23 protein-coding genes are annotated in these 24727 nt (G+C 72.1%); 9 read left to right on the forward strand and 14 right to left on the reverse strand.

Annotated elements, in window-relative coordinates; translation table 11 throughout:
- Window positions 1-87 precede the first annotated feature (87 nt).
- From K4G64_RS03470 to K4G64_RS03480, 4 genes are all read left to right on the forward strand, one after another.
- The gene (locus K4G64_RS03470; protein WP_221754519.1) at window positions 88-906 is read left to right on the forward strand and encodes an SDR family NAD(P)-dependent oxidoreductase; all 819 of its coding nucleotides are present in this window, start codon (window positions 88-90) and stop codon (window positions 904-906) included.
- A 32-nt stretch (window positions 907-938) separates the two neighbouring features.
- Window positions 939-1016: a 50S ribosomal protein bL37 gene (locus tag K4G64_RS41285; protein ID WP_374206355.1), complete on the forward strand. Its 78-nt coding sequence runs from the start codon at window positions 939-941 to the stop codon at window positions 1014-1016.
- Between the two features lie 83 nt (window positions 1017-1099).
- Window positions 1100-1876: a GNAT family N-acetyltransferase gene (locus K4G64_RS03475; RefSeq protein WP_221754520.1), complete on the forward strand. Its 777-nt coding sequence runs from the start codon at window positions 1100-1102 to the stop codon at window positions 1874-1876.
- Window positions 1877-2056: 180 nt separating this feature from the next.
- Window positions 2057-4009, forward strand: a complete 1953-nt coding sequence (locus tag K4G64_RS03480; RefSeq protein ID WP_221754521.1) for an amino acid transporter — start codon at window positions 2057-2059, stop codon at window positions 4007-4009.
- A gap of 935 nt (window positions 4010-4944) precedes the next feature.
- Here K4G64_RS03480 and K4G64_RS03485 read toward each other — a convergent pair.
- The 4 genes from K4G64_RS03485 to K4G64_RS03500 all read right to left on the reverse strand — a co-directional run bounded on the left by K4G64_RS03485 (window position 4945) and on the right by K4G64_RS03500 (window position 7734).
- Window positions 4945-5685 carry a DUF1775 domain-containing protein gene (locus tag K4G64_RS03485; protein ID WP_221754522.1) on the reverse strand — a complete coding sequence of 247 codons (741 nt, stop codon included), beginning with the start codon at window positions 5683-5685 and terminating at the stop codon, window positions 4945-4947.
- 147 nt (window positions 5686-5832) lie between these two features.
- On the reverse strand, window positions 5833-6057 hold the full coding sequence (locus tag K4G64_RS03490) for a heavy-metal-associated domain-containing protein (RefSeq protein WP_185013625.1): 225 nt from the start codon (window positions 6055-6057) through the stop codon (window positions 5833-5835).
- Window positions 6058-6170: 113 nt separating this feature from the next.
- A complete protein-coding gene (locus K4G64_RS03495) occupies window positions 6171-6788 on the reverse strand; it encodes a sigma-70 family RNA polymerase sigma factor (RefSeq protein ID WP_221754523.1) in 618 nt (205 codons plus the stop codon).
- Window positions 6789-6972: 184 nt separating this feature from the next.
- Window positions 6973-7734 (reverse strand): hypothetical protein, encoded by a 762-nt coding sequence (locus tag K4G64_RS03500; RefSeq protein WP_221754524.1) that lies wholly within the window; start codon window positions 7732-7734, stop codon window positions 6973-6975.
- 247 nt (window positions 7735-7981) lie between these two features.
- On the opposite strand from K4G64_RS03500, the gene K4G64_RS03505 reads away from it, so the two are divergent.
- Window positions 7982-9124 (forward strand): MFS transporter, encoded by a 1143-nt coding sequence (locus tag K4G64_RS03505; RefSeq protein WP_260459960.1) that lies wholly within the window; start codon window positions 7982-7984, stop codon window positions 9122-9124.
- Complete coding sequence (locus tag K4G64_RS03510; RefSeq protein ID WP_260459949.1) at window positions 9121-10149, forward strand: sugar ABC transporter permease; 1029 nt, start codon at window positions 9121-9123, stop codon at window positions 10147-10149. Before K4G64_RS03505 ends, K4G64_RS03510 begins: the two co-directional genes overlap by 4 nt.
- A gap of 36 nt (window positions 10150-10185) precedes the next feature.
- Here the strand turns inward: K4G64_RS03510 and K4G64_RS03515 are convergent, their stop codons facing one another.
- Complete coding sequence (locus tag K4G64_RS03515; protein ID WP_221754525.1) at window positions 10186-11358, reverse strand: acyl-CoA dehydrogenase family protein; 1173 nt, start codon at window positions 11356-11358, stop codon at window positions 10186-10188.
- A 125-nt stretch (window positions 11359-11483) separates the two neighbouring features.
- On the opposite strand from K4G64_RS03515, the gene K4G64_RS03520 reads away from it, so the two are divergent.
- A complete protein-coding gene (locus tag K4G64_RS03520) occupies window positions 11484-13223 on the forward strand; it encodes a CoA transferase (RefSeq protein WP_221754526.1) in 1740 nt (579 codons plus the stop codon).
- Entirely contained in the window at window positions 13220-14887 is a 1668-nt protein-coding gene (locus K4G64_RS03525; RefSeq protein ID WP_221754527.1) for a class I adenylate-forming enzyme family protein, read from the forward strand. The genes K4G64_RS03520 and K4G64_RS03525 overlap by 4 nt, the downstream gene beginning before the upstream one ends.
- A gap of 110 nt (window positions 14888-14997) precedes the next feature.
- Here K4G64_RS03525 and K4G64_RS03530 read toward each other — a convergent pair whose 3' ends face one another.
- From K4G64_RS03530 to K4G64_RS03555, 6 genes are all read right to left on the reverse strand, one after another.
- Window positions 14998-15822 (reverse strand): metal ABC transporter substrate-binding protein, encoded by an 825-nt coding sequence (locus K4G64_RS03530; protein ID WP_221754528.1) that lies wholly within the window; start codon window positions 15820-15822, stop codon window positions 14998-15000.
- Entirely contained in the window at window positions 15771-16649 is an 879-nt protein-coding gene (locus K4G64_RS03535) for a metal ABC transporter permease (RefSeq protein ID WP_221754529.1), read from the reverse strand. Before K4G64_RS03535 ends, K4G64_RS03530 begins: the two co-directional genes overlap by 52 nt.
- Window positions 16646-17281 carry an ATP-binding cassette domain-containing protein gene (locus tag K4G64_RS03540; RefSeq protein WP_221754530.1) on the reverse strand — a complete coding sequence of 212 codons (636 nt, stop codon included), beginning with the start codon at window positions 17279-17281 and terminating at the stop codon, window positions 16646-16648. The genes K4G64_RS03535 and K4G64_RS03540 overlap by 4 nt, the downstream gene beginning before the upstream one ends.
- Before the next feature lie 298 nt (window positions 17282-17579).
- The gene (locus tag K4G64_RS03545; RefSeq protein ID WP_221754531.1) at window positions 17580-18116 is read right to left on the reverse strand and encodes a copper chaperone PCu(A)C; all 537 of its coding nucleotides are present in this window, start codon (window positions 18114-18116) and stop codon (window positions 17580-17582) included.
- Window positions 18113-20410: a cation-translocating P-type ATPase gene (locus K4G64_RS03550; protein WP_221754532.1), complete on the reverse strand. Its 2298-nt coding sequence runs from the start codon at window positions 20408-20410 to the stop codon at window positions 18113-18115. Before K4G64_RS03550 ends, K4G64_RS03545 begins: the two co-directional genes overlap by 4 nt.
- Entirely contained in the window at window positions 20407-20661 is a 255-nt protein-coding gene (locus K4G64_RS03555) for a hypothetical protein (RefSeq protein WP_221754533.1), read from the reverse strand. The genes K4G64_RS03550 and K4G64_RS03555 overlap by 4 nt, the downstream gene beginning before the upstream one ends.
- Before the next feature lie 162 nt (window positions 20662-20823).
- On the opposite strand from K4G64_RS03555, the gene K4G64_RS03560 reads away from it, so the two are divergent.
- Complete coding sequence (locus tag K4G64_RS03560; protein WP_221754534.1) at window positions 20824-21105, forward strand: hypothetical protein; 282 nt, start codon at window positions 20824-20826, stop codon at window positions 21103-21105.
- Between the two features lie 129 nt (window positions 21106-21234).
- On the opposite strand, the gene aztD is transcribed toward K4G64_RS03560, so the two are convergent.
- The 3 genes from aztD to K4G64_RS03575 all read right to left on the reverse strand — a co-directional run bounded on the left by aztD (window position 21235) and on the right by K4G64_RS03575 (window position 24722).
- Window positions 21235-22437: a zinc metallochaperone AztD gene (aztD, locus tag K4G64_RS03565; protein WP_221754535.1), complete on the reverse strand. Its 1203-nt coding sequence runs from the start codon at window positions 22435-22437 to the stop codon at window positions 21235-21237.
- 90 nt (window positions 22438-22527) lie between these two features.
- Window positions 22528-23493, reverse strand: a complete 966-nt coding sequence (aztC, locus tag K4G64_RS03570) for a zinc ABC transporter substrate-binding protein AztC (RefSeq protein WP_221754536.1) — start codon at window positions 23491-23493, stop codon at window positions 22528-22530.
- On the reverse strand, window positions 23490-24722 hold the full coding sequence (locus K4G64_RS03575) for a hypothetical protein (RefSeq protein WP_221754537.1): 1233 nt from the start codon (window positions 24720-24722) through the stop codon (window positions 23490-23492). Before K4G64_RS03575 ends, aztC begins: the two co-directional genes overlap by 4 nt.
- Window positions 24723-24727: the final 5 nt, after the last annotated feature.

Raw genomic sequence — 24727 nt, forward strand, 5'->3', positions numbered from 1 at the left:
CGGTGCCCCTCGGTCCTCCTTCCCCTTCGCACGCACACCACCCCTGACCCGGGGCTGCGCAGGCGTGCCGAACCCCTGGATTGGATCATGTCCGACTCAGCCCTGTCGTCCTTGTCCGGCCGCACCGTCCTGGTCACCGGCGCCACCGCCGGCATCGGCTACGAAACCGCTCGGCAGCTCGCCGAGCGCGGTGCCACCGTGCTGCTGCACGGCCGCACCGCCGAAGACTCGCGCGCGGCCGCGGACGCTCTCGTCGCCACGGCGGGCGTCGACGCGAACCGACTGTGCACGTACGCGGCCGACTTCGCTCGTCTCGAAGAGGTCGAGGCCCTGGCCCACAGGATCACCGTCGAGCACCCGCACCTGACCGCTCTCGTCAACAACGCGGGCATGGCCGCGCCCGAGCGGCACACCGTCACCGCCGACGGCAACGAGATCGCCTTCCAGGTCAACTTCCTGGCCCACTACCTGCTCACCTGCCTGTTGGAGCCGGCACTCACCAGTGACCCCGGCGGACGGGTCGTGAACGTCTCGTCCTCCCTGCACCGCACGGCCTCCATCCAGTGGGCCGACCCCAACCGCGCCCGCCGCTACTCCCGACTCGCCGCGTACGCGCAGTCGCAGCTGGCCCTCACGGTGTTCGCCGCCGACCCGCGCGTCACGGCGGTCTCCGTGCACCCGGGCGTCTGCGACACCGCCCTGCTTCCGCTGTACGCCCCATCGGGCGTGTCCCCTGCCGAGGGCGCGGCCCACGTGGTGCGCCTGTGCGACCCGGCCGTCGAGATCGTCAATGGCGCCTACTACGAGCGCGACGAGCGAGTCGACCCGGCCCCGGCAGCGAGGGAGGACCGTACGGTCCGGCGCCTGAACAAGCTGGCGGACCTGCTCGTCGGCCGCGCCGCTTGAACCCACTCTCTCCCGCACAGGAGTTCACCCGCATGTCAAAACGAAGCCGCAAGAAGAAGGACCGCCGCAAGAAGAAGGCCAACCACGGCCGCAAGGCCGGTCAGCGCTGAAGTCAAGCCATGCCCGCGGGCGGGCGACCGGAGCCCCGGTCCCCGCCCGGTCCGTGTCCCCACTCTCCTCACACAAGGCACTGATGATCGAGATCTCGACGCCGGACCCCCGCGCGCTCGTCCGCTGGTTCCCCACCGGCTCCCCCGGCCCCGCCACGATCGGTGAGCACGTGCTGGCCACGGGCATCGGCCGGTGGTGGGCCGACCGACCCGTGCGGCCGCGCACGGTCGCCGTCTCCTGCGCAGGCCATGTCGTCCTGCGGGGAAATCCGGAAGGGCTCACCCCGTCTGTGTTCGCGCCGCTGGCCGGCAACCGTGTCGAAGCGCCGGCGCGGTTCCTGCCCGCTCTGGGCGCCGCCTTCGACCGCCTCACACCCTGGGAACGCATGATCTGGACGCTTCAGGCCGCTCCACAGCCCGCCACCGTCTCCCGCGCGGTGACCGTACGGCGCCTGGACCCGGCAGACACCGACGCCGTGCGCGCCCTCCACTCCGACGCTTCCTGGCTCTGGGCAAGCTGGGGCGGTCCGCGCGGTCTCGCCACGTCCGGACACGCCTGGGCCGCGGTGGGCCGCACAGGACGACTCCTGGCGGTGGCCTGCACCTACTTCCGCGGCACGGGGCACGAGGACGTAGCCGTCCATACCGTCGCCGACCGCAGACGCCACCACCTGGCTCTGGCCTGCGTGAGCGCCCTGTGCGAGGACATCGCCTCCCGCGGCCACACCCCCAGCTGGAACTGCTCGGTTCACAACCGGGCCAGCCGCCTCCTGGCCTGGACCGCTGGATTCCGCCTGGTACGGGAGTATGTCCACTTCGCGGCGGGGAGCCCCGTGGCACACGATCGGCTCAGTGCCTGAAGCGAACCGCACGGACCGGCCTCCGCGTAGCTGCGAGGCCGTTCAGCAGCCACTCTTAACGGGATCCTGACGGGTTCGCTCAGGGCAAGCGTGGGGCCAGGCGTCACTCTCTGCTTACGCTGGTCCGGCCGTCCGCGTGATGGCCGGACCGCACACCGAGCAGCACACAGGAGCACGCCGATGGCCAGCACCGAGCACCCACCGCACCGGCTGCGTGCCTGGATGCTGGAGGGCCTGGCCGACATGGGCAAGGACCAGGGGCGGGTGGGGCCCCGCCCGGAATCCCAGCTGCAGCACAAGGGCCAGCCCTGGTACCGCGTGATGTGCCTGACCGGCGTCGACTACTTCTCCACCCTCGGTTACCAGCCGGGCATCGCGGCCCTCGCCGCCGGCCTGCTGTCGCCGATCGCGACCATGGTGCTGGTGATCGTCACCCTGGCGGGCGCCCTGCCGGTCTACCGGAGGGTGGCGGAGGAGAGCCCGCACGGCGAGGGCTCGATCGCGATGCTCGAGCGGCTGCTGTCCTTCTGGAAGGGCAAGCTGTTCGTCCTGACACTGCTGGGCTTCGCCGCCACCGACTTCCTGATCACCATCACCCTGTCCGCCGCGGACGCCTCGACCCACCTCGTCGAGAACCCGCACCTCGAAGAGGCCCTGCACGACCAGCAGGTGCTGATCACGATGATCCTCATCGCGCTGCTCGGGGCGGTGTTCCTCAAGGGGTTCCTGGAGGCGATCGGCGTGGCCGTCGCACTGGTGGCCAGTTACCTCGCGCTCAACGCGGTGGTGGTCGTCGTCGGCCTCTACCACGTCGTCACCGAGGGGCATGTCGTCACCGACTGGTCGAACGCGCTGACCGCCGAGCACGGCAACTTCTTCGTGATGATCGGGATGGCGCTGATCGTCTTCCCCAAGCTGGCGCTCGGCATGTCCGGCTTCGAGACCGGTGTCGCCGTGATGCCGCACGTCAAGGGCGACCCCGGCGACACCGAGCAGCAGCCCAAGGGCCGTATCCGGGACACGAAGAAGCTGCTCACCACGGCCGCGCTGATCATGAGCGTCTTCCTGATCACGACCAGCTTCATCACCACCCTGCTCATCCCGGAAAAGGAGTTCGAGGAGGGCGGCAAGGCCAACGGCCGTGCTCTGGCGTACCTGGCGCACGACTACCTGGGCAACGCCTTCGGGACGGTCTACGACATCTCGACGATCTGCATCCTGTGGTTCGCCGGCGCCTCCGCGATGGCCGGCCTGCTCAACCTGATGCCGCGCTACCTGCCGCGCTACGGCATGGCCCCGCACTGGGCCCGCGCGGTGCGGCCCATGGTCATCGTCTTCACCCTGGTGGGCTTCCTGGTCACCTGGATCTTCAACGCCGACGTCGACGCCCAGGGCGGCGCCTACGCCACCGGCGTCCTCGTGCTGATCACCTCAGCCGCGATCGCGGTGACCATCGCCGCGCGCAAGGCGGGCCAGCGGAACTGGACCGTCGGCTTCGGCGTCATCTCGGTGGTCTTCCTCTACACGACCGTCGTCAACGTCATCGAGCGTCCCGACGGCGTGAAGATCGGCGCCTGCTTCATCGCGGGCATCATCCTCATCTCCCTCCTCTCGCGGCTGATGCGCGCCTTCGAACTGCGCGTGACCGACGTGCGCCTCGACGACATGGCGGAACGATTCGTCCGGGACATCGCCAGCCGCAAGATCCGGTTCATCGCCAACGAGCCCGACGCCCGCGACAAGGCCGAGTACCGCGACAAGATCGAGCAGATCCGCAACGACAACGACCTGCCCGAGCAGGAGGACTTCGTCTTCGTCGAGGTCACCGTCACCGACCCGTCGGAGTTCGAGGCCGGTCTGGTCGTGCGCGGCGCGGTCATGCACGGCCGCTACCGTGTCCTGACCCTGGAGTCGTCCTCCATCCCCAACGCGCTCGCCGCACTGCTCCTGCACGTCCGCGACACGACCGGCCGCATCCCGCACATCTACTTCGAATGGACCGAGGGCAACCCCTTCGCCAACTTCCTGCGCTTCTTCCTCTTCGGCCAGGGCGAGGTCGCCCCGGTCACCCGCGAGGTACTGCGCGAGGCGGAACCCGACCCCACACGCCGCCCGCGCGTGCACGCCGGTTGACATGCCGTGCCTCGCCCGACGCGGCGGTGCGCCGGGCAGGAGACCCCGGCGGCACTCCCCCATGCACGCAGACCGCGCCAGAACCGCTGCACGTCCGGCACCGCGAGGATCCGGTGACCACAAGACCACTCAAACCCAGTGACGGGACTGATGGGACATGAAGGCACTTCGGCACTGGAGTATGGGGACCAGGATCATCGTGCTCATGATCGGGTCCGGTGTCCTCGTCACGGCAGGCGCTCTCGCCGAGTGGTGGTGGCTCATGGGCATCGGCGCGTGGATGCTCATCGCCGCCGGCCTGCTCGAAATGATCTACCGCCCTTGATCCACTCACCGAGGTCGGAGCACCCAGGCACCGTCCCTGTGACGGGAACCCGATTCTCGTCAAGACGTCGCTCCTGAACCGGGAGGAAGGAGCTGCGCACCCTCCTCCAGCAGGGCCTGGTCGTGGTCGGCGGCCGGCTCGTCGACCGGTACGGCGTGCGCCCCGTCGTCCTCATCGGGTGTGTCCTGAGGATCGGTCCTGGCTGTTCGCCCTGTCCTCGGTGCTCAAGGTGTTCACCCAGCTCCCGGTGCCCCTTCCCCCGTGCGTTTGCAGGGCAAGGGAGGCACCCGAGGCGGGTGACCGGCTCGACCTGCGCCGCTCCATGACTGCCGGGCTACGCGCCGCGAGGTACGTCATCCTGCTCAACCTCGGCCGGATGCCGGTCGTCCCCACGGCCCGCGCCCGGGTGCCCGACCTCGCCCAGGCCGGCCGGCCTGTGGACCGGTGCTCTGTCGCTGTCGGCGGCCTGCTCGTCCGGTCTCCTCGGTGCTGTCCTCCGAGCCGACCAGCAGGGCACGGTCTGAGACCGGAACGCGACTGCTTTCGGCGACCGTAGTGCTTACCTGCCGACGGCTGCCGAATCGGGGGTTCCCGACTCCGCAGCTCCCTCTCAGGCGGCCCCGGTGCGGCGGCGCTTGAGCCACCAGGCTCCGCTGCCAAGGGCCAGTACGGCCGCACCGATACCGACAGGCACGGCGAGGGGCATGCCGTCGTCGTCCTCGCCGTCGTCGGCCGCGGCCTTCGCCGAGGAGCCCGGTGTGGCTGTGGCCGGCTGGGCAGTGGGCTCGCCGGCGGTGGCGGTGGGTTCCTCGGCGGGTGTGGGGCTGATCGCCTTGGCGCCGGCTTCGGCGGGCTTCAGCTCGAGGCGCGGTGCGGGATGGCCGTGTCCGTGGCCGTCCCCGCTCTCCTCGTCGTCAAGTTCGATCCAGCGGTCGACCTTGCCGTCGCTGTAGGTCTGCAGGGTCTTGAAGACGAGGGACTCGGCATCGGGCAACTGCCGTACGGTGACGACGTATTCGGCGTCCTCCCCCACGGCGAGCTTCGGCCCCGAGACGGTGTAGCCCCGGCCGGTGGGGGCGAGTTTCCAGCCGTCCGGGCCCTCCTTGTAGGTGATGTCGCCGGGTGTGATGCCCTTGGGCAGGACCACTTCCAGCTTGGTGATGCCCGCGGAGCCGGACTCGGACGCCGCGGAGAACGTCAGGACGACGTTCCGGCCGAGGGCCCGGGCGCCCTCGGCCTCGACCTCGGCATGGGCCGCGGCCGGTCCCGCGGTGGCGACAGTGACCACGAATGCGGCTGCCGTGAGGGCGCCGAGACGGTGCAGGGTGCGTGCCAGGGTCGGGTGATGCACGGGGAACTCCCTCGAATCCGTTGGTGTGGGGGCTGTTCTCGAGCGTGGGGCGGGTCCTCTGCCCAGGCAGGGGCGCGCGGACGGCGCTCCCCTGCCTGGCCGAAGGTACGCGTCGATCGCGAAACGACGGGCCGGGCGTCGTGCGGCTCAGACCGCGGCGCCTTGCGCGGCGGCGGTCACCTCGTAGCCCGCCTCGGTGATCGCAGCCCGTACGGCGTCGTCGTCGACCGCCTCTGCGTGTACCGTCACCCGCCCTGCCGGGACGTCGACGTCGACCTTGGTGACACCGGGTACGTCCCTCACCTCTTCGGTGATGCTCGCGGCGCAGTGGCCGCAGTTCATGCCGGACACGGTGTAGGTCTTCTCGGCCATGGGATGCTCCTGACTCTCTGTTTCTGGCGGTTGTGGCGTCGGCCGGGGGTGGGCCGGTTCGGGTTGCGGCCGCCCGGAGGGCGAACCGGGCGGCTGTGTACGTACGTGGCAGGTCAGGCCGCGGCGGCCACCGGCGTGCGGTGTTCGGCCTCGTCCAGCCACTCGATCAGCGAGGTGCGGGCCCGGGCGACCCGGGAGCGCACCGTGCCGACCGGGCAGTCGCTGACACTGGCCGCCTCCGCGTACGGAAGCCCGACGAGCTGGGTGAGGACGAAAGCCTCACGGCGGTCGTCCGGCAGCGCGTCCAGCAGCTCGGCCAGGGCGACGCCGTCGTCGAAGCCGGGCAGGTCGCGCGGCTGGGCGCGTTCGGCGGCCGACTGCCAGTCGTCGGTGTCCGACAGGCGGGGGCGGGAGGAGCTGTAGCGGATGCTGTCGATCACCGCGCGGCGGGCTATGGACAGCAGCCAGGTACGGGCCGAGGACCGGCCTTCGAACCGGTGCAGGCTGCCCAGCGCCCGTAGGAAGGTGTCCTGGGTCAGGTCGTCGGCGCTCTGAGGGTCGGCGCCGAGGAAGGTCACATAGCGTCGGACGTCTCGGTGCAGGGCGCGGACGAAGAGGTCGACGGCGTCGGGGTCGCCGCTGCGGGCGGCCAGTGCCCAGGCCGTGATGGACGCGTCTCTCGACGCCTCTTTCACTTCTTCGCGCGGTGCGGACAGGGCAGGAGTGAGCACCTGGTGTCCTCCTTCTCGGGAATCCAGGGAGCGGTGTCCGGGTCGACGCGCGCAGAGCAGCGAGCGGGACGGCGGAACCGGTGAAAGGGGAGCGGCCGGGCGTGCAGGTGCGCGCGACCGATGCCCGAGGCGGGGAGCCGACGGATCGTCGTCCCCCTGTGCGGCCTCGGGAAGCCGGCTGTCGTCAGGCGACAGCGATCCCCATGGGTGGACCCCGGGAAGTGATCGCGTGGGCGAGGAGAAGGCGCCGCGGCTTGCGATGCGAACGGCCCCTGAGGGAGCGCACACGTGGCCGGTGCGGCGGCGCGGGCAGCCGGAGGATCAGACGCAGCGGAGCGACGAGCCATCCGGCGAAGGCACGCAGGATGCGGAACGCGGCGCGCTCGCCGTGGGCGAGCCACAGGCCGCACAGCACCGCGGCCAGAAGGTGGGTGGCGAGCATGCCGGTCGAGGACATGCCACCCATGCCGTGGTCCAGGGAGTGCGCGGTGCCCAAGTGGTGCATCGACCCCGTGTGGTCCATCGACCCCATGGAGTGCATGGCGCCCATCGCGTGGTCCATGGAGCCCATCGAGCTCATGGACATCGGCGTGGCGCCGTGCTCGGCGCCCGGACCCGACGGCGAAGCGCACAGCAGGTAGCCCAGCCACTGCTGGACGAGCGACCCGCCGCCGGACGACTGCGAGTGGACCACTGCCTGGGCGAGCGAGAACGACGAGTGGAGTACGGCCTGGGTGGCGACCACGACGGAGCTGACCAGGACGGGCCCGCGCTCCCGGCCGGCCAGCCACCAGGCAGTGCCGCCGGTCGCCGACGACGCCGCGATCATGGCCCACCAGGGCACCGCGGTCCCGGACATCATGACGTGCCCCAGGGCGGCGAGCAGCACGCAGACGGCCGCGAACACAGCGGCCCTGAGCGTGCGAGAACACCACCCAACGGTCATGGCGCCTCATCCTTGCAGTCCGGGTCTCACGCGTCACGGGAGGGTACGGGCCTGACCCAGGTGTCCGACTCAATCCCGTCCTTGTGATCCACGCCACAGCAACGGGCGGGAACTCGCGGGAACTTGCTGCCGACTTCTCTCGCGGACCCGGGAAGGTCACCGGGGCTGAGGAGGGGTGTCGGTGGCGGCCGAGCAGAGTGAGATCCGGACCGCGGCCGAGGTTCCCCCGGCGCGGGCGACAACGGCCATGACCGCACTCCTGACGTGCGCGATGGCCTTCTCGATGATGCAGCTGTTCCTGCTGGGCGCCCTCGGACCACGGCTCGTGGACGACCTGCGTGTCTCGCCCACCGTGCTGGGCCTGACCACGACCGTCGGCTTCGGAGCGGCCGCCGTGCTCTCACCGGCCGGCGGGCGCGTGGTGGACCGGCTGGGGCCGCGCCGCTGCCTCGTCGCACTGCTGCTGGTGTCGGCGGTTGCCCTGGCACTGATCGGCTCGGCGCCGGGGACGGGGCTTCTGCTGGCGGCGGTCGCGTTGGGCGGCCTGCCGCAGGCACTGGCGAATCCCGCCACGAACAAGACCATCCTGGCGGTGGTTCCCGCCGACCGCCGCGGTTCGGTGACCGGGATGAAGCAGTCGGGCGTGCAGTTGGGCGCGTTCGCCGCCGGACTGCCACTGGCCGCGCTGGCCGGGGTCGCCGGCTGGCGGGGCGCGGTGTGGGCGGCTGCCGCGACGGCCGCGGTGGCCGCGGTATGGGCGGCGCGTACGCTGCCCGCCGATCCACCGCCGAAGTACGCACCCGCCTCATGGCTCCCCCGGGGCACCATCGCCTGGCTGGCCGTCTTCTCGCTGCTGCTGGGCTGTGGCATCGCCTCCGTGAACACCTACCTCGCCCTGTACGGCGTGCGGCGGCTCGACCTCGGCCCCACGGCGGCCGCCGCGCTGGTGGCGGTGCTGGGTGTCGCGGGGATCGCCGGACGGGTGGGCTGGTCGAAGGTCGCCGGTGAGCCGGGGCGCGCGCGGTGGCTTCCCGGCGGGCTGGCGGCCGGAGCGGTCGGGGCGGCGCTGCTGCTCGCGGCCTCGGCGTACGCCCATCCGCTGGCCTGGGTCGCCGCTGTCGCCGTGGGTGTCTTCGCCGTCTCCGCGAACGCCGTCTCCATGGTGCTGGTGATGCAGCGGGCCGCGCCCGGACAGGCAGGCCAGGACTCGGCCCTGGTCTCGGCCGGTTTCTTCGCCGGCTTCGCGATCGGTCCGCCCCTGTTCGGCCTGCTGGCCGCTGCCGGGCACTACGGGACGGGGTGGCTGGTGGTCGCCGGTGAGTTCGCGGGCGCAGGCGTGGTGGCGCTGGTCTGGGCGGTGCGGGAGCGGCGATCGGTCGTACGGCGATGAGCACGACGCGTGCGGCCGAGGGCCACCTGGACCGGACTGCCGCTGTCCCCGAGTGGGTCGGCCCCGCGCTGGAGTCCGTCCTCGGCCGGGTGGCTGTCACCCGGACCGAAGTCGCGGGCCGCTTCCCCCTGTTCGCGGACTCCCGCAGCGGCCGGTGGACGACGACCGGGCGGGGCTCGTGGACGGGCGGCTTCTGGGCAGGACTGCTGTGGCTCCGCGCCCGGCATACGGGGCAGGAGACCGACCGCGAGGCCGCCGCGCGGTGCACCGGCCGGCTCACCGACTGGGTGGACGCCGACACCGCGACACGCGGACTGATCTTCTGGTACGGAACGGCGCTCGCCGACACCCCGGAGGCCGCCGCTCTGCGCGCGCGGGCGGCCCGAGCCTGCCGGGACGCGTACGACGCCGAACTCGGCCTGGTTCCCTGGGGCTCGGCGTTCGGCGGCCCCCGGCTGCTGGCACGCGTGGACGGCGTGCCGGGCATGGTCCCGCTGCTGGCCTCGGTGGACCCCCGGGCCGCAAGGTCCCATCTCCACCGCCACCTCGAACTCTGCGCGGGCGAGGGCCCCTCGTACTGGTCCTGGCGGTACGAGCGGTCTGCCGGCTGGGCTCCCTGCGACGACCCACCGCCCGGCTGGAGCCGAGGCCGCGCCTGGCTGCTGCTTGCTGTCGCCGACGCCGCACACCGTCTCGACACCGACGACCTCGCCCAAGCTGTGGGCCGCCTGCTCCAGGAGCCGGCGGTACCGCCGGCCGACACGGCACACCCCGATGGCCCGCTGGACACCTCCGCCGCCGCCATCACCACGGTGGCCCTGCTCAAAATGGGCCACCGCGACCGGGCCGTCGCACTGCTCGACGAAGTCGTCAGCACCCATGTCACAGCCGACGGCCGCCTCCTGAACGGCTGCTACGACCTCTCCTCGGGAACGGCGACGCAACACGAGCTGGTCTGGGGCGACTTCTTCCTCGCGCACGCCCTCGCCGCACTCGCGGGCCTCGTCGACCCCCACGACGTCTGAGCGCTCCGCTGGAGGTGCGGTGACGGTTGTTCTTCGTCAGGGGGACCGCAGGACCCGGCGTGCGACCGCGGTGATGTGGAGTTCGTCCGGGCCGTCGAGGATCCGGGCGGCCCTGCCGGTGCGGAACAGGGCGGGCAGCGCGGTGTCAGGACCGAGACCCGCGGCCCCGTACACCTGGATCGCCGCGTCGGCCACCTGCTGCAAGGCGCGCGCGGCGGCCACCTTGGCCAGGCCCACCTCCATATGTGCGTCGAGCCCCGCGTCGAGGCGGGCCACCGCTTCGTACACCAGCGGACGGGTCGTGCGCAGGGCGAGCAGCGACTCGAAGACGTGACGCTGGACGAGCTGGAGGTCGCCGAGCGGGCCTCGGGAGCGGGTACGGGTCACCGCGCGCTCTCGCATCAGGTCGAAGGCCCGGCGTGCCTGCCCCAGCCAGCGCAGGCAGCGCAGGGTGCGGCCCAGTTGGAGCCGTTCGCCCGCGACGGCCAGGGCCTTGCCGCGCGCGCCGATCAGGTGGTCGCCGTCGACCACGACCTCGTCCAGGGCGATCTCCCACTGCCCGCCCACCCCGAACACCGGCAGCTCGCGCACCACGCGGAAGCCGGGTGAGCCGGTAGGCACGAGGAGCAGCGACAGGCCCTCCCGGTCCGCCGGTTCGCCATCGGTGCGGGCGAGCACCGTGACCAGGTCGGCGTCGGACGCCCCGCTGGTGAACCACTTCCGCCCGCTGACCCGCCAGGTGCCGTCTTCCCCCGGCTCGGCGCGGGTGGCGGTGAGGAAGGGATCCGTACCGGGCGTCTCCGGCTCGGTCATCGCGTAGCAGGCGCGTAGCTCGCCGGTGACGAGCCGTTCGGCGTACCGGTCACGGACGCCGGGGCTGCCGTGGCGCCACAGCATCAGCGTGTCGAGCAGGGGGGCGGAGCCGAGGGCGGCCGGTCCGTGGTCGCTGGCTCCCTCGGCCTCGGCGACGTGGGCGTACGAGCGCAGGGGCAGTCCTCGGCCGCCGAGTTCCGAGGGAAGCGGCAGCGCCCACAGCCCTTCGGCCTTGGCCTGCGCCTGCAGTCCCCGCAGCACGGCGGCCGCCTCCGGGCCGCCGGCGTCCAGCACCGGCTCGTGGGGCACCACCCGGTCGCGTACGAACGCCGCGACACGATCTCTCAACTCTGCTGTGTCCGCCGGGCATCGGGGCGCTCCGGTGATGTCCTCCATGCCGATCTTCCTCACTTTTCCCCGGAGCCGCGGGAACCCCGGCCCCCTGCCGTCCGACTGCATCTTCCGTGGAACTGGTCGGGGGCGATCGCCCCCGGGTTCCCGCGCGTCAGGAAAGGAGAGGCATGGCAACTCCAGCCACACCGGCCGTCGCGCGGACGGCCGGACCGCTCGACGGGCTCAGCTTCGAGGGTTCAGGTCCACCGGGCGCGGCGGACGCTCTGGTCGCGGAGCATCTGAGGCTGCTCGGCGCCCGGCCTGACGGCACTTCGGGAGGCCGGTTCACCGTCACCGGGCGCGAGGCCGGCGAGGTCTCCGCCCGCACCGTCTGGGGCGCGACCGCGAGCGATGAGGCCACCGTGCAGGCGGCCAGCGGCATCATGGCGGTGCACGGACGCCGCGACGGCGCCCCCCGCGGCCTGGCCGTCGACTACGCCGCGACCGCTACCGGCGTCCTGGCCGTGCAGGGCCTGCTGGCCGGTCTGCTGGCCCGGGCGCGCGGGACCGGGCACATCACCCAGGTCGAAGTGAGCGCCGAGCGGGCCGGGCTGCTCACGGTCTCCCAGTACCTGGCCGCCGCAGGCGCCGAGGAGGGCGAGGCCGCCGAAATCGCCCCGGGTGGACCGCCCTTCACATCCGCCGACGGCACGGTCTTCGAGGTGGAGACGCTCGACCCCGGTGTGTGGGCGGCGTTCTGGCGCGCCCTCGACGCTCCCGAGGCTGCGATACGCCAGGGATGGCGGCCCTTCCAGTTCCGCTATGCCACCGCCTGCGCGCCCTTCCCCGAGGTGCTGCACGAGGCGGTACGGGCGAGTACCTGGGAGCGGATCCGGCAGGCGGCGGGCTCATCGGGGGCCGATGTGTGCCCGTTGGGATCGCTGGCCGGGCGGGAGGCCGAGTACGACGGGGCGGCGCCCTGGGAGCTGACCCCGCACGACGCCACATACGTCCCGTGCGCAGCCCCCGGCGGCGGGCCACTCGCCGGGTTCACGGTCCTGGAGGCCGGTCGCCGCATCCAGGCGCCGCTGGCCGCCCATCTGCTCGGCCTGCTGGGGGCGGAGGTGGTCCGGATCGAGCCGCCGGGCGGCGACCCGTTGCGCGGCATGCCGCCGGCCTGCTCGGGGATCTCGGCGCGGTGGCTGGCGCTGAACCGGGGCAAGAAGGCCGTCGAGGTGGACATCAAGTCCCCCTCCGACCGGGAGCGGTTGCGTGAGATGGCCGCCGACGCCGATGTGTTCCTGCACAACTGGGCACCGGGCAAGGCCGCCCAGCTCGGCCTCGACCACGAACACCTGGCCGGTGCCAACCCCGCGCTCGTCTACGCGTACACCAGCGGCTGGGCGGACCGGCTGCCCGACGCCCCCATGGGAACCGACTTCATGGTCCAGGCCCGCACCGGCGTGGGCGAGGCGGTACGGCCCGCCGACGAGGCGCCCGCACCGTCCCTGATGACGCTGCTCGACGTGCTCGGCGGACTGCTCGGCGCCGAGGCGGTCCTGGCGGGCCTGCTGCTGCGGGAACGCACCGGCGTCGGCGTGCGCGTGGACTCGTCCCTGCTAGGCGCCGCCGACGTGCTGACCGCCCCCGCCCGGGCCCGGGCCGCACAGGGACTCGACCCGCGCCGGCCGGCCGGGTTCCGCCGCCCGCTGCGCACGGCCGACGGCTGGATCGCCCTGCCCGACCACGCCGCGATCCCGTACGACGTGAGCGACCTGTCGACAGCTCAGGTACTGGAGCGGCTGCGTGACCGCGGCCTGCCCGCCGTCCCCGTCGTCACCGATCTCGCCGATCTCCTCTCCTCCGGCTCGATCAGCCGCGACGCACACGGCGCCCCCGCCGTCCCGAACCCCTGGAGCTTCGCATGACCGTGGCCCTGCACGACCTGCTGCCCGCCGAACTGCGCCGCACCTGGGCCGTCGACGGCACCTGCCCCGACCTTGACCTGTACAGCCTTTTCCGCGCCCGCCAGATCGCCGACCTGCACCGCACCGCCGTCCTCGACGCCAAGGGGAAACTCTGTTACACCGCCCTCGACCGCAAGGTGCGATGTCTGGCCGCCGGGTTGTCCGGGCTCGGCATAGGCGCCGGTGACGTGGTCGGCATACAACTGCCCAACGGCCGCGACGCCGTCATCGCCGACCTCGCCCTGGCCGCCCTCGGCGCGCTCGCGCTGCCTTTCCCGGTCGGCCGGGGCGGGCGGGAGGCGGCTTCGCTGCTGCGCAGAGCGGAGGCGGTCGCCGTCATCGCCGCCACCGAGCACCGCGGCAGCCGGCACGCCGCCGACCTGCTCGCCCTGGCCGGCGAACTGCCCGCGCTGCGCACCGTGATCGCCGCCGGGCCCGGCACGGCACCGGACGGCGCCGTCGCCTTCTCCGCGCTGCTGCGCACCGACCCGAAGTCCTTCACCGCGGCTCGCCCGGACCCCGACTCCGCCGCCCGGATCCTCGTCTCCTCCGGCTCCGAGGCCGAGCCGAAGATGGTGGCGTACTCCCACAACGCGCTGGCCGGCGGCCGCGGCAACTTCCTCGCCTCCCTCATCCCCGACGACCGGCCGCCGCGCTGCCTCTTCCTCGTCCCGCTGGCCTCCGCGTTCGGCAGCAACGGCACCGCCGTCACCCTCGCCCGGCACGGCGGAACGCTCGTCCTGCTCGACCACTTCACACCCGAGGCGGCCCTGGACGCGCTCGCCGAGCACGAGCCCACCCACGTCCTGGGCGTGCCCACCATGATCCGGATGATGCTCGACCGGATCGCCGAGGGACACCACCCGGAATTCACTCCCCCGACGGCCGTCGTCGTCGGCGGCTCACCACTCGACGAGGCCACCGCCGACGAAGCCCGCCGCGTCTTCGGCTGCCCGGTCGTGAACCTCTACGGCTCCGCCGACGGCGTCAACTGCCACACCGGCCTGGGCGAAGACCCCCTGCGCGGAGAAGGGCCCGGCATCCTCGCCGGACACCCCGACCCGCGCGTCGCCGACATACGTATCGCCGTCCCCGGCGCACCCGGGTTCACGGAGGCACCGAAGGGTTCCGTCGGCGAGATCGTCGCGCGCGGCCCCATGACCCCGCTGTGCTACGTCGCCGCCCCGGACCTGGACGCCCGCTACCGCACATCCGACGGCTGGGTACGCACCGGCGACCTCGGCCTCATCGAGGACGACGGCACCCTGCGGATCGTCGGCCGCCTGAAGGACGTCGTCATCCGGGGCGGGTCCAACATCAGCCCGGCCGAGGTCGAGATCGAACTCGCCACGCATCCACGCGTACGGGACGTGGTGTGCGTCGGCGTGCCGGATCCGCTGATGGGCGAACGGCTCGCGGCCTGCGTCGTCCCACGGGGCGACGCACCCACGCTGGAAGACCTCTCCGCACATCTGGACTCGCGTGGTCTGGAGCGGCGCAAACACCCCGAACACCTACTGATCGTCACGGAGTTGCCGCTGACTCCGGCAGGCAAGCCGGACCGGTCCCTCCTGCGTGAGCGGTGCTCCGCACAGGCGCCGGATTCCCTCGCCCGGGCCGTCTGACCCGTACGGCCTGAGGCCTTGCCCGATCGGTTCACCGAAAGGGTGAACGACGCGCGGGGCCGGAGCCAAGAGGCGGCTCCGGCCCCGCACTCGCTCGGCGGGAGCCCTCGTTACGAGCCCATGGCCTTCTTGATGGTGTCCGCCGCGTTCTTGTAGACCGCCATCAGATCCAGGTCCTTGCCGGGGTAGTTGACGATCTCCACCTGCTTCGCCCCCGAGTCGGGCAGCACCTTGCCCGTCGTCATGTGGACGTTGTCGAAGACGTAGGCGGGCTTCTTCTTCGCCAGGTCGGACAGCTGCTGGGCGGTCACGGCCTCAGGACCGTACGTACCCGCCACCTCCGCGCCCGCCATCTTCGCCGACCAGACGGAGAAGACCTGGGCGACGACGGCCGGGGCCTTGCCGTCCGGCCAGGCGTCCTTCAGCTCCTTCTGCAGGGTGCCGTACTCACCCCTGAAGGACGTGTCCCACTGGGCGGCGGCATCCTCGGTCCCGAACAGCTTGCCCAGCCGCGTGACTTCGGCACTGGCCTTGTCGGCGGAGTTGTCGAGGTTGACCTCGACCAGTTTCGCGTCCGACCCGGCGGCATCCTTGATCTTCTCCGCGTACGGTTCGAAGGGTGCGTAGAGCACGAAGTCGGCGCCCGCGATCGCCGTGAGGTCCGACGGCTTGGGGTCGTAGTCCGGGGCGTGCTGCGCGGACGACGGGACGATGACCTTCACGTCCTTCGCACCCGCGGCCTTGGCGAAGGCGCCCTCCCAGGTGGTGGTGGCCACGACGACAGGGGCGTCGCCGTTCTTCTTCCCACTCGTGCTCGTGTCCGCGCTGTCGGCCTTGTCGGAACCGCACGCGGTGGCGGTCAGGACGAGCGCGGTGCTCAGGCTCAGTGCGAGGACGGAAGGGACACGGGCGATGCGGACGCGGATGCGCGCCATGAGCTGATTCTCCGTTCGGGAATGAGATGGACGGCCAGGACGACGATCCCGGCCGTCAGGACGAGCACGGGCCCGGGCGGCCAGTCGAGCTTCAGCGCGACGAGGAACCCGGTGAGGTTCACGGCGACGCCGATGCCGACCGCCCAGGCGGTGATGGATTTCAGGGAGGTGCCCAGCCGCCGCGCGGCCAGCGCCGGCAGCAGGGTCAGCGCGTCGACGAGCAGCGCGCCGGTCAGTTTGATGGCCCCGGCCACGGCCACCGCGACCAGGACGAGGAGAAGGAGGGTCAGCAGGTCGACGCGTACCCCGGAGGAGAGGGCGAGTTCACGGTCGTGGAGCAGGAGGGCGAGGTCGCGGCGACGCCAGAAGAACAGGGCCGGTACGACGACGGCCAGCACGCCCAGCAGCCACAGGTCGGCCGTGCCCACGGACAGGATCGAGCCCCACAGGAGCGCGAACGCGCCCTGCGCGTTGACTCCGGAGACGGCCAGGACCAGCAGCGCGGCGGCGATCGCCAGGCTCATCAGCAGGCCCATCGCGCCCGACAGCCCGTCCGGCGTGCGGGCCAGCGGCGCAACCCCGGCTCCGGCGAGGGCGCAGGCGACCAGCGCGCACAGCATGGGATCGAGCCCGGTCAGCAGCCCCACCGCGATGCCCAGCAGCGCGACGTGCATCATCGCGAACCGCACCGGCATGATGTCAAGACCCACGATGACGACACCGATCACGGGCAGGCCGACTGCGGCCAACAGCAGGGCGGTGCCCGCCCGTTGAACCGGGACGAGCTGGAGGAGCGGCCCGAGGTCGGCGGCTGCGAGGCTGCTCACCGGACCTCCCTCAGCCGGCCGGCCGCCATCTCCAGCACCCGGTCGCAGCGGTCGGCCAGCGCCCGGTCGTGCGTGACGACCACCACGGTCACCGGCAGCGACAGCAGCACATCGGCGGCCTCCTCCTGCCCGGCGAAGTCGAGGGCCGCGGTCGGCTCGTCGGCCAGCAGCACCCCCGCCCCGGCGGCGACACCACCGACCGCGCGGGCCAGATACATGCGCTGCAACTGTCCTCCGGACAGCGTGTGCAGCGGCCGTCCGGTCAGTGCGCCGACTCCCAGTTTCGCCGCCGCCTCCACGGCTTCGGCCCGTGCCCCGCTGCTGGCCAGCAACTCGTGTGCGAGCAGCGGAAAACGCCCCACGGCGGGCTTCTGCGGAATCCACGCACACGCCCGGCGCCGCCACGCCCACTCGGCCGCCGTCGCCGTGCCCCGCCCGCCGACCGTGATCTGTCCGCCGGCCTGGCGGTGCAGGCCCAGCACCGCGCGGATCAGCGTGGTCTTGCCCGACCCGTTGGTGCCGGTCAACGCGACCCGCTCGCCTGCCCCGATGTCGAGATCGACACCCCGTACGGCCTCGACACGGCCGTGCCGACAGGCGACTTCACGCATCCGCACATCCAGACCGTCCATCCCACCTCCTGCTCGTTCCCCGAGAGGAGTCGGAGGGAGAGGGCGGTGAGTTCCCGCCGGACCAGGCGAATCCACGACACTTCGCGGCATCGCGTTCGCGCGTCTGCCGCCGAGCACTAGCCCGAGCCGTTCAGAGCTCGGCCCGCGGCGCCGGAGGGGCGGGCTGAACGGCACGGAGTCGACGCCCGCCGCCCCGGCTTCGCCGCAGCGCCGCATGCGGCGTGGAGCGGTCACGGCCGAGCACGCCCTCGCCGGCCGGCCCACGTCGCGCGGTGATCCGATCGAGCCCGCGGACCGCCTACGGCAATGCCGCTGGGCCCGGCCGCACCACAGCGGCCACGGCCCGCACCGGACCGCTGTGCCGGAAGTGCAGGGTGAACCGCACGAGGTCGCCGGGGCGCCACTGGCCCGGGCGGACGGGCACCGTCAGATCGACGCCGTGCGGCGACATGGCGAGGGTCTCGCCCGCCGCGACGGAGACGGAGTCGATCAGCGAGCGGTAGGCCGCGTTCCCCCGGGCCATGCGGTGCCGGGACAGCGTGACGTCCCCGGGGACCTCCCGTGCCGTGGCGCGGATCAGTGTGTCGGCCGAGCCGCCCTCATTGGTGATCCGGAAGAACGCCGCCGTCTCCGGCACTCCGTCGGAGGGCATGAGGACCTTGCCGACTTCGACGCGGATGTCCGCCGGACGGCCGGCCCGGCCCGCGCCGACCCAGGTCGTCAGGCCCGCCAGGGCGACGCTGCACGCGGCCACGGGCACCAGGACGGCCAGTGCCCCGTCCCTCAGCCGCCGCGGGGTGAGTTGGGCCAGTGCGGACACCGGGATACGTCTCATCGGACCAGAGCCTTCCCGCCGGGAGCTCGTCGCCCGCGGCCACGGGCGACGGACGGCTGCCAGGCGCGCAGCCGAAGGCTGTTGGCCACCACCAGGACCGAACTCGCGGACATCGCCGCGGCGGCGACCATGGGATCGAGCAGGCCGACCATGGCGAGCGGCACGGTGACGGCGTTGTACCCGAACGCCCACGCCAGGTTCGTCCGGATCGTGCCCAGCGTGCGCCGGGCCAGGCATACGGCGTCGACGAGGGCCTCGATGTCCCCGCGGGCCAGGGTCAGATCCGCCGCACCGATGGCCACGTCGGTGCCGCTGCCCAGGGCGATGCCGAGGTCGGCGGCAGCGAGTGCGGCGGCGTCGTTCACGCCGTCACCGACGACGGCGACCCGCGCTCCGTCCTGCCTGAGTCGCTCCACGAGAGCGGCCTTGGCCTCGGGGGTGCACCGGGAGTGGACCTCCTCGATGCCGAGCGCCCGGGCGACGGCCTCCGCGGGGGCCTCGCGGTCGCCGGTGGCGAGCACCGGCCGGATCCCGAGCCGGCGCAGCCGGTCCACGGCCCGGTAGCCGCCGGGCCGCACGAGGTCGCCGACGGCGATCAGAGCCGCGGCCCGGCCGTCGATCGTCACGAGGACGGGCGTCTGCGCGGCTTCCTCCGCAGCGGCGAGCGCCTCGGCGAGGGTGCCCGGCACCTCTCCGTCCGGCGCCGCCACTTCGACCGTGCGTCCGTCCACCTGCCCGCTGACGCCGCGCCCGGGGACCGCGACGAACTCGGTGACCTCCGGCAGTGGTCCACCATTGCCCGCGCGGCGTGCGAAGGCGGTGACCGCCCGTCCGATCGGATGCTCGGAGCCCTGCTCCACCGCACCGGCCAGCCGCACCACCTCGTCCTGCCCGGGCCCGCCCGGTAGCACGGTCACCTCGGCCACCGTCATGTGACCGGTGGTCAGCGTGCCGGTCTTGTCCAGGACGACGGTGTCCACGTGCTGGAGGGCCTCCAGTGTCCGCGGTCCGCGCACCAGCACGCCCAGTTGGGCGCCGCGGCCGGTGGCGGCCATCAGGGCGGTGGGCGTGGCCAGGCCCAGGGCGCAGGGACAGGCCACGACCAGGACGGCCACACAGGCGGTGAGCGCCGCCTGCGGATCGGCTCCCGCGCCGAGCCAGAAGCCGAGGACGGTCACCGCGATGGCGAGGACGACGGGGACGAACGCCCCGGCGACCGCGTCGGCCAGCCGCTGTGCCCGCGCCTTGCCGGCCTGCGCGTCCATGACGAGCCGGGTGATGCGGGCCAGTTGGGTGTCCGCGCCGACGGCGGTGGCCTCGACGAGAAGCATCCCGCCGGCGTTGACAGCGCCACCGGTGAGAGCGGATCCAGGACCGACCTCGACCGGCCGGCTCTCGCCGGTGACCAGGGACAGGTCGAGGGCGGAGCTTCCTTCCGTCACCCGCCCGTCCGTGGCGACCCGCTCGCCGGGACGCACCACGAAGACCTGCCCCACCTGCAACTGCTCGATGGGCACAGACCGTTCGCCGTGAGCGTCCTTCACGGACACTTTCTTGGCGGCCAGCTCGGCGAGCGATCGCAGCGCTGCCCCGGTCCCTCGCCGGGCTCGCGCCTCCAGGTAGCGCCCGGTCAGCACGAACAGCGGGACACTCACGGCGGCTTCGAGGTACAGGTGGGCCGTGCCTTCCGAGGCCGAGGGCACCAAGCTGAAGGACATGATCATGCCAGGCTCGCCGGCTCCGCCGAGGAACAGCGCGTACACCGACCAGGAGAACGAGGCCAGCACTCCGAGAGAGACCAGGGTGTCCATGGTGGCCGTGGAGTGGCGCAGTCCGCGAAGTGCCCGGATGTGGAAGGGCCAGGCACTCCACACCGCGACGGGCGCGGCCAGCATGAAGCACAGCCACTGCCAGTTGCGGAACTGCAGGGCGGGCACCATCGACAGCACGAGGACCGGGGTCGACAGCAGCGCGGTGACCACGAGCCGCTCCCGCGCGCCGCGGTCCTCGGCATCGAAGCCGTCGCTGTCTTCCGCGCTCCCGCCCTCGCCGTCCTCGCGGGCGGGCAGGGCGGCCTCGTAGCCTGCCTGCTCGACCGCGGCCAGCAGGTCCTCGGGCGCGACGCCGGCCGGGTGGCTGACCCGGGCGAGCCCCGTGGCGAGGTTGACCGTGGCCGTCACACCGTCCAGCTTGCCGAGCTTCTTCTCGACCCGGCGGACACAGGCCGCGCAGGTCATCCCGCCGACGGTGATGTCCGTGACCGTGAGAGCCGCCGGCGGACCGCCCACCGTCATCCGCCGCTCCCGTGACGCATCCCCGGCATGTCCTCCATGCCGCCGGGCGCATCGCCCGTGCCGCCACCCTCTCCGGTCGTTCCTGTGCCGTGCATGCCGGGCGCCACCGGCCCGGACGCCGATCCGACCAGATAGGAGACCGAGTACAGCACCACCAGCAGGAGCAGGAATCCGCAGAGCGCGGGAGGAGGAAGCAGCTTCCGGGCGGTCGCACCGGTGGAGCGACGGGATGACTGCGGAGTATCGGCCATGACCGACCTTTCCTGGTCGCATCGGGTTGTCTTGCCGGGGAGGACGGCCTCAGCCGTACCGCTCCAGTGGTCGGGCCGACGGGATGCCGGGTTCCGGCAGTCGATCGTGAGGCGGGTCACAGCGCGAAGTCGACGCGGGCCGACCGCTTCCCCGGTTCCCTGATGGCCCTCGACACCGCCGGCCCGGGCTTCTTCGACACCCAGGAACAGCACGACGCCCTCGGCAGGGTCGACGCCCGCATGCACTGGTACTGCCCCGACCCGGCCCAACTGGCCGTCTGGCGGCCCGGGACGGGCATGCCGGCGTCACACACCCTCACCAGCCTCCCCAACCCCCTGCTGGCCGAACTACCGTTGCCCTACCAGCAGATGGTGTCGGCGCTCGCCGCGCAACGCCTGCCCCAGGCCGAGGGGTACCGGCTCAAGCTGCTGCGCCTGCCCTGACGGCCGACACGGTAACGGGAGGCCGTCCACGTCACGACGGTCTCCTTCCGCCGGCCGCACGGCTGCTCGGATCGCCCGCCGGCAGCGGGCCGGCGAGTGATCCGAGCAGTGGGCTCCGGAACGGACCGGTCAGTGACCGGCCACTGTCCCGGACAGTTCGTTGGTGGCCTTCGGCAGTGTCACGGACGTCAGCTTCTCGCCCGAGTCCAGATCGAAGGCGTGCAGTCGGCGCTTGCCCGGCTCCGAGACGTACGCCGTGTGGTCGCGGACGAACAGGGTGGGCCTGGGCTGCTGCCAGTCCAGGGGCTCCGTCCAGTCGCCGACCGCGTCGATCTTCTTCTCCACCTTTCCGGTCTCCGGGTCGATGACGTGGAGGACGCCGTTGGTACCGAGGACGAGGGCCTCGCCGTGCGGGCCGCGGGCGAGGGAGCGGAAGGAGTAGCTGGTGCCGAGGTCGACCAGCTTCATCTTCGCGGTGCGGGTGTCGATCAGCGAGATGCGGGTGGGCCGTTCCAGTTCGGCCTCGGGGTCGGTCTTGTAGTCGCCGAGGAGGATCGGGGAGTCGTCGCTGCCGGCCTGGTTGCCGGTGCGGGCGTAGTCGTCGGCGGCGTCGACCTTGGTGAACTTGCCGTCCTTGTAGAGGAGTACGCCGTCCTCGCAGCCGAGTCCGATCACCTCGTCCTTCGCGGCGGCCTCTCCGTGCACACCGGGGCAGTTCTCGGCGCGGGCGATCTCCTTGTCGTCCTTGTCCAGGACGAGCGCGCCGGTGCGCTTCTCCTCGGTGCCCAGAGTGGTGACGAGTTCGCCGTCGGCCAGTTCGATGGCGACACCGTGGTGGGGTTCGGCGGAGGTGTAGGTGCGGCCCTCCGGCTGCTTCCCGCCGGCCAGGTCGGCGGGGTCGAAGACGTTCACCTCGCCCGTGCCGTCGGTGAACAGCACCGTCTTGCCGCCGTGCCGCACGACGTGACCCGGCTTGGATCCCTTGAACTCGGCGTCGGTGAACTCCTGCCGGGCGGCGTCGAACACGCGGAAGCCGCTGTCGGTGGAGATGACGACGTGGTCCTCGTCGCCCGCCGGGTTGACCCGGTTGAAGCCGGGCAGCTCGATCGTGTTCGCCAGCTTCAGGTTCTCGCCGTCAAGGACGTAGAGGCCCCCGTCGTAGGAGGCGACGATCGGGTTCTTGACAGCAGCGGCCTCGCTGCTCTTCGTCTGCTTCTTCGGCTCGGCGTCTGAGGCGGCGTCGTCGTTGCCGCCGCAGGCGCTCAGCGCCATGGCCGCCGCCACGGCGAGTGCCGTGCCGGTGAGCGTTCTGGCGCGTGTCGACCTGTTCATCGCGTGTCTTTCCTCTCCGGCCCTCAGGGCGCGGTGTTGTGTGGTGGAACGGCCGGGGAGTTCGGTTCGCCGGGCCGCGGGGAAGCTCGTTCAGTCGCGGGTGAGGCCGTCGGCCATGGCCGAGGTGTTGGCGCGCATCATCTCCAGGTAGGTCCCGGCGCCCTTGCCCTTCTCGGTCAGCGACTCGGAGTACAGCGAAACGACGTCGACGTCGCCGCCCATCTCCTGGCGCAGTACCTCGGTCAGCCGGGTGGGCTGGGAGGAGTCGGCGAAGACGGTGCGCACGCCGGCCTTCTCCATGGCCTGGGTCAGGGAGCGCAGGTCGGAGGAGCTGGGTGAGGCGAGGGTGGTGCCGCTGGGGATGACGGCGCCGATCACGCGAAAGCCGAAGCGGTCGGCGAGGTAGCCGAAGACGTGGTGGTTGGTGACCAGGGCGCGCCGGTTCTCGGGGACGGCGGCGAAGGACTTCTCCATCCAGGTGGTGAGGTCGGCGAGTTGTCCGTCGTAGCGCGCGGCGTTGTTCCGGACGGCCTTCTCGTCCACGCCGTCCACGTGCTCGACGACCTGGTCGGCGATCAGGCCGGCGGCCTTGCGCACCCGGTCGGGGTCGGTCCAGAAGTGCGGGTCGGGTTCGCCGGCCTCTTCCTCGGGTCCGCCGTCCTGCCCCGTGTGGAAGGTGAGCGGGTCGGCCGCCTCGGCTGCCGCGAAGGTGGCCACGCCGGACTCGCGGGCCGCTTCCACGTGCCGCAGTACGTTCTCCTCCAGACCGAGCCCGTTGTAGACGACCAGGTCCGCGTTCTCCAACTCCGCGGCCTGCACGGCCGACAGGCCGAAGGAGTGCGGGTCGGCGTTGGGCTTCATCAGGACACTGACGTCGGCCTCTTCCCCGACGATCTCCCGGGTGACGTCGCCGAGGATGTTGGTGGTCACCACGACCCGCGGCCGATCATCGTCGTCACCGCCCGCGCAGCCGGTCGCCGCACAGGCAAGGACGAAGAAGCTGACGAGGGTCACCAGCAGCGCACGGACCCGTGCCGCACCCACACGCACGCTCATCGGCCCGTCTCCACCATCAGAGAAGGACGAACGTCCAGGTCGAAGGTGCGCGCCACACGGAGGTTGTCGTTGTAGTCGATCTCGTACACGCGTCTGCCCTCGGGGTCATTGAGGTAGGCACGGCTGCGGTCCACCTCGATCAACGGCGTCGCGGTGCCCCCGGGCCCGGCTTCGGGGAGGTCCCTCAGCAAGGGTTCGGTGACCGTGGTCTCCTTGCCGGTGGAGATGTCGTAGCCGTGCAGGGCTCCGTCGGTCTCCAGGACCAGCAGTGGCGCGCCTTCACCGGCCGTGTTGGCGGCGACCACCGGACCGGTCTCCACCCGGGTCCAGGCGCCCTCGGTGACGTCCAGGACCCAGACGGCGTCCTTGCCCGCGGGTGCCGTGAGGGTGCTGCTGCCGGGGCGGTACCGGAACTCGGTGGCACGCTCCTGCCGCGGCACGTCCTCGCTGTAGGGGATCTTTTCGGCGGTGAAGGCGCCGTCGTCCTCGTGGACGAGCAGGGCGCCGTCGGCGCAGCCGAGGACGAGCCCGCGCCGGGTGACCGCGTCGCCCCGCGGGTCCACGCACTCCGCCTCCGGGGCGGCGACCTGCTTGCCGGACCGGTCGAGCACGGTGGCCCTCGCGGAGCTCTCGCCTGTGAGGGTGATCAGGTGTTCCGCGTACGGTACGACGGCGCCGGCGTAGTCGCCCGGGAGCCGGACGGGGGTACTGACCGAGCCCTTCTCCAGTTCGGCGCGTGGGTACACCCTCGCCTTCCCGTCCGCAGCCGTGACCACAGTGACGCCCGCGTCACCGCGCACGCTCGTGCCGGTGCCGCCCGGGAACTCGCCGACCTCCCGGATCTTCGCGCGGTAGTAGTGCACGTGGTCTCCGTGGTCGACCATCCACGCGCCGCCGTCGAGGACTTGGGTGCCGTCGGTGTTGTGGAAGTAGCCGAAGCGGCCGTCCGTGGTCAGTGCGGTGACTCCGGGCCTGCGGGCGGTGTCGTGAACCTTGCCGGTGATCAGGTCCAGCACCCGGGTGTCACCGCTTTCGGGGTCGGCGAGCAGGAGCCGGGACTGCTGCTCGGCCGCCTCGGTGGCGCCTTCCACGTAGCCGTGCGGGGTGGCGGAGGAAGCGGGTTCCTCGGAGTCGGACTTGGTGTGGTCCTGGCCCGCGCACCCGGCGGTCAGGAGGATCGCGACCGCCAGAGCCGGGGCCAGCGATGTGACGTTTCTGCGGACGAACAAGGAGA

Origin of the sequence: Streptomyces sp. WAC04114, from assembly GCF_019733245.1 — a bacterium.
In the GTDB taxonomy this organism is placed as follows: Bacteria; Actinomycetota; Actinomycetes; order Streptomycetales; family Streptomycetaceae; genus Streptomyces; species Streptomyces massasporeus_A.

Bases quoted from the DNA above. Each gene is read 5' to 3' on its own strand.
- K4G64_RS03480 (WP_221754521.1), top strand. From the start codon at position 2,057: ATGGCCAGCACCGAGCACCCACCGCACCGGCTGCGTGCCTGGATGCTG.
- K4G64_RS03555 (WP_221754533.1), bottom strand. From the start codon at position 20,661: ATGGCCGATACTCCGCAGTCATCCCGTCGCTCCACCGGTGCGACCGCC.
- K4G64_RS03530 (WP_221754528.1), bottom strand. From the start codon at position 15,822: ATGGCGCGCATCCGCGTCCGCATCGCCCGTGTCCCTTCCGTCCTCGCA.
- K4G64_RS03540 (WP_221754530.1), bottom strand. From the start codon at position 17,281: ATGGACGGTCTGGATGTGCGGATGCGTGAAGTCGCCTGTCGGCACGGC.
- K4G64_RS03490 (WP_185013625.1), bottom strand. From the start codon at position 6,057: ATGGCCGAGAAGACCTACACCGTGTCCGGCATGAACTGCGGCCACTGC.
- K4G64_RS03475 (WP_221754520.1), top strand. From the start codon at position 1,100: ATGATCGAGATCTCGACGCCGGACCCCCGCGCGCTCGTCCGCTGGTTC.
- aztD (WP_221754535.1), bottom strand. From the start codon at position 22,437: ATGAACAGGTCGACACGCGCCAGAACGCTCACCGGCACGGCACTCGCC.
- K4G64_RS03515 (WP_221754525.1), bottom strand. From the start codon at position 11,358: ATGGAGGACATCACCGGAGCGCCCCGATGCCCGGCGGACACAGCAGAG.
- K4G64_RS03470 (WP_221754519.1), top strand. From the start codon at position 88: ATGTCCGACTCAGCCCTGTCGTCCTTGTCCGGCCGCACCGTCCTGGTC.
- K4G64_RS03520 (WP_221754526.1), top strand. From the start codon at position 11,484: ATGGCAACTCCAGCCACACCGGCCGTCGCGCGGACGGCCGGACCGCTC.
- K4G64_RS03510 (WP_260459949.1), top strand. From the start codon at position 9,121: ATGAGCACGACGCGTGCGGCCGAGGGCCACCTGGACCGGACTGCCGCT.
- K4G64_RS03525 (WP_221754527.1), top strand. From the start codon at position 13,220: ATGACCGTGGCCCTGCACGACCTGCTGCCCGCCGAACTGCGCCGCACC.
- aztC (WP_221754536.1), bottom strand. From the start codon at position 23,493: ATGAGCGTGCGTGTGGGTGCGGCACGGGTCCGTGCGCTGCTGGTGACC.
- K4G64_RS41285 (WP_374206355.1), top strand. From the start codon at position 939: ATGTCAAAACGAAGCCGCAAGAAGAAGGACCGCCGCAAGAAGAAGGCC.
- K4G64_RS03500 (WP_221754524.1), bottom strand. From the start codon at position 7,734: ATGACCGTTGGGTGGTGTTCTCGCACGCTCAGGGCCGCTGTGTTCGCG.
- K4G64_RS03550 (WP_221754532.1), bottom strand. From the start codon at position 20,410: ATGACGGTGGGCGGTCCGCCGGCGGCTCTCACGGTCACGGACATCACC.
- K4G64_RS03545 (WP_221754531.1), bottom strand. From the start codon at position 18,116: ATGAGACGTATCCCGGTGTCCGCACTGGCCCAACTCACCCCGCGGCGG.
- K4G64_RS03560 (WP_221754534.1), top strand. From the start codon at position 20,824: ATGGCCCTCGACACCGCCGGCCCGGGCTTCTTCGACACCCAGGAACAG.
- K4G64_RS03505 (WP_260459960.1), top strand. From the start codon at position 7,982: ATGACCGCACTCCTGACGTGCGCGATGGCCTTCTCGATGATGCAGCTG.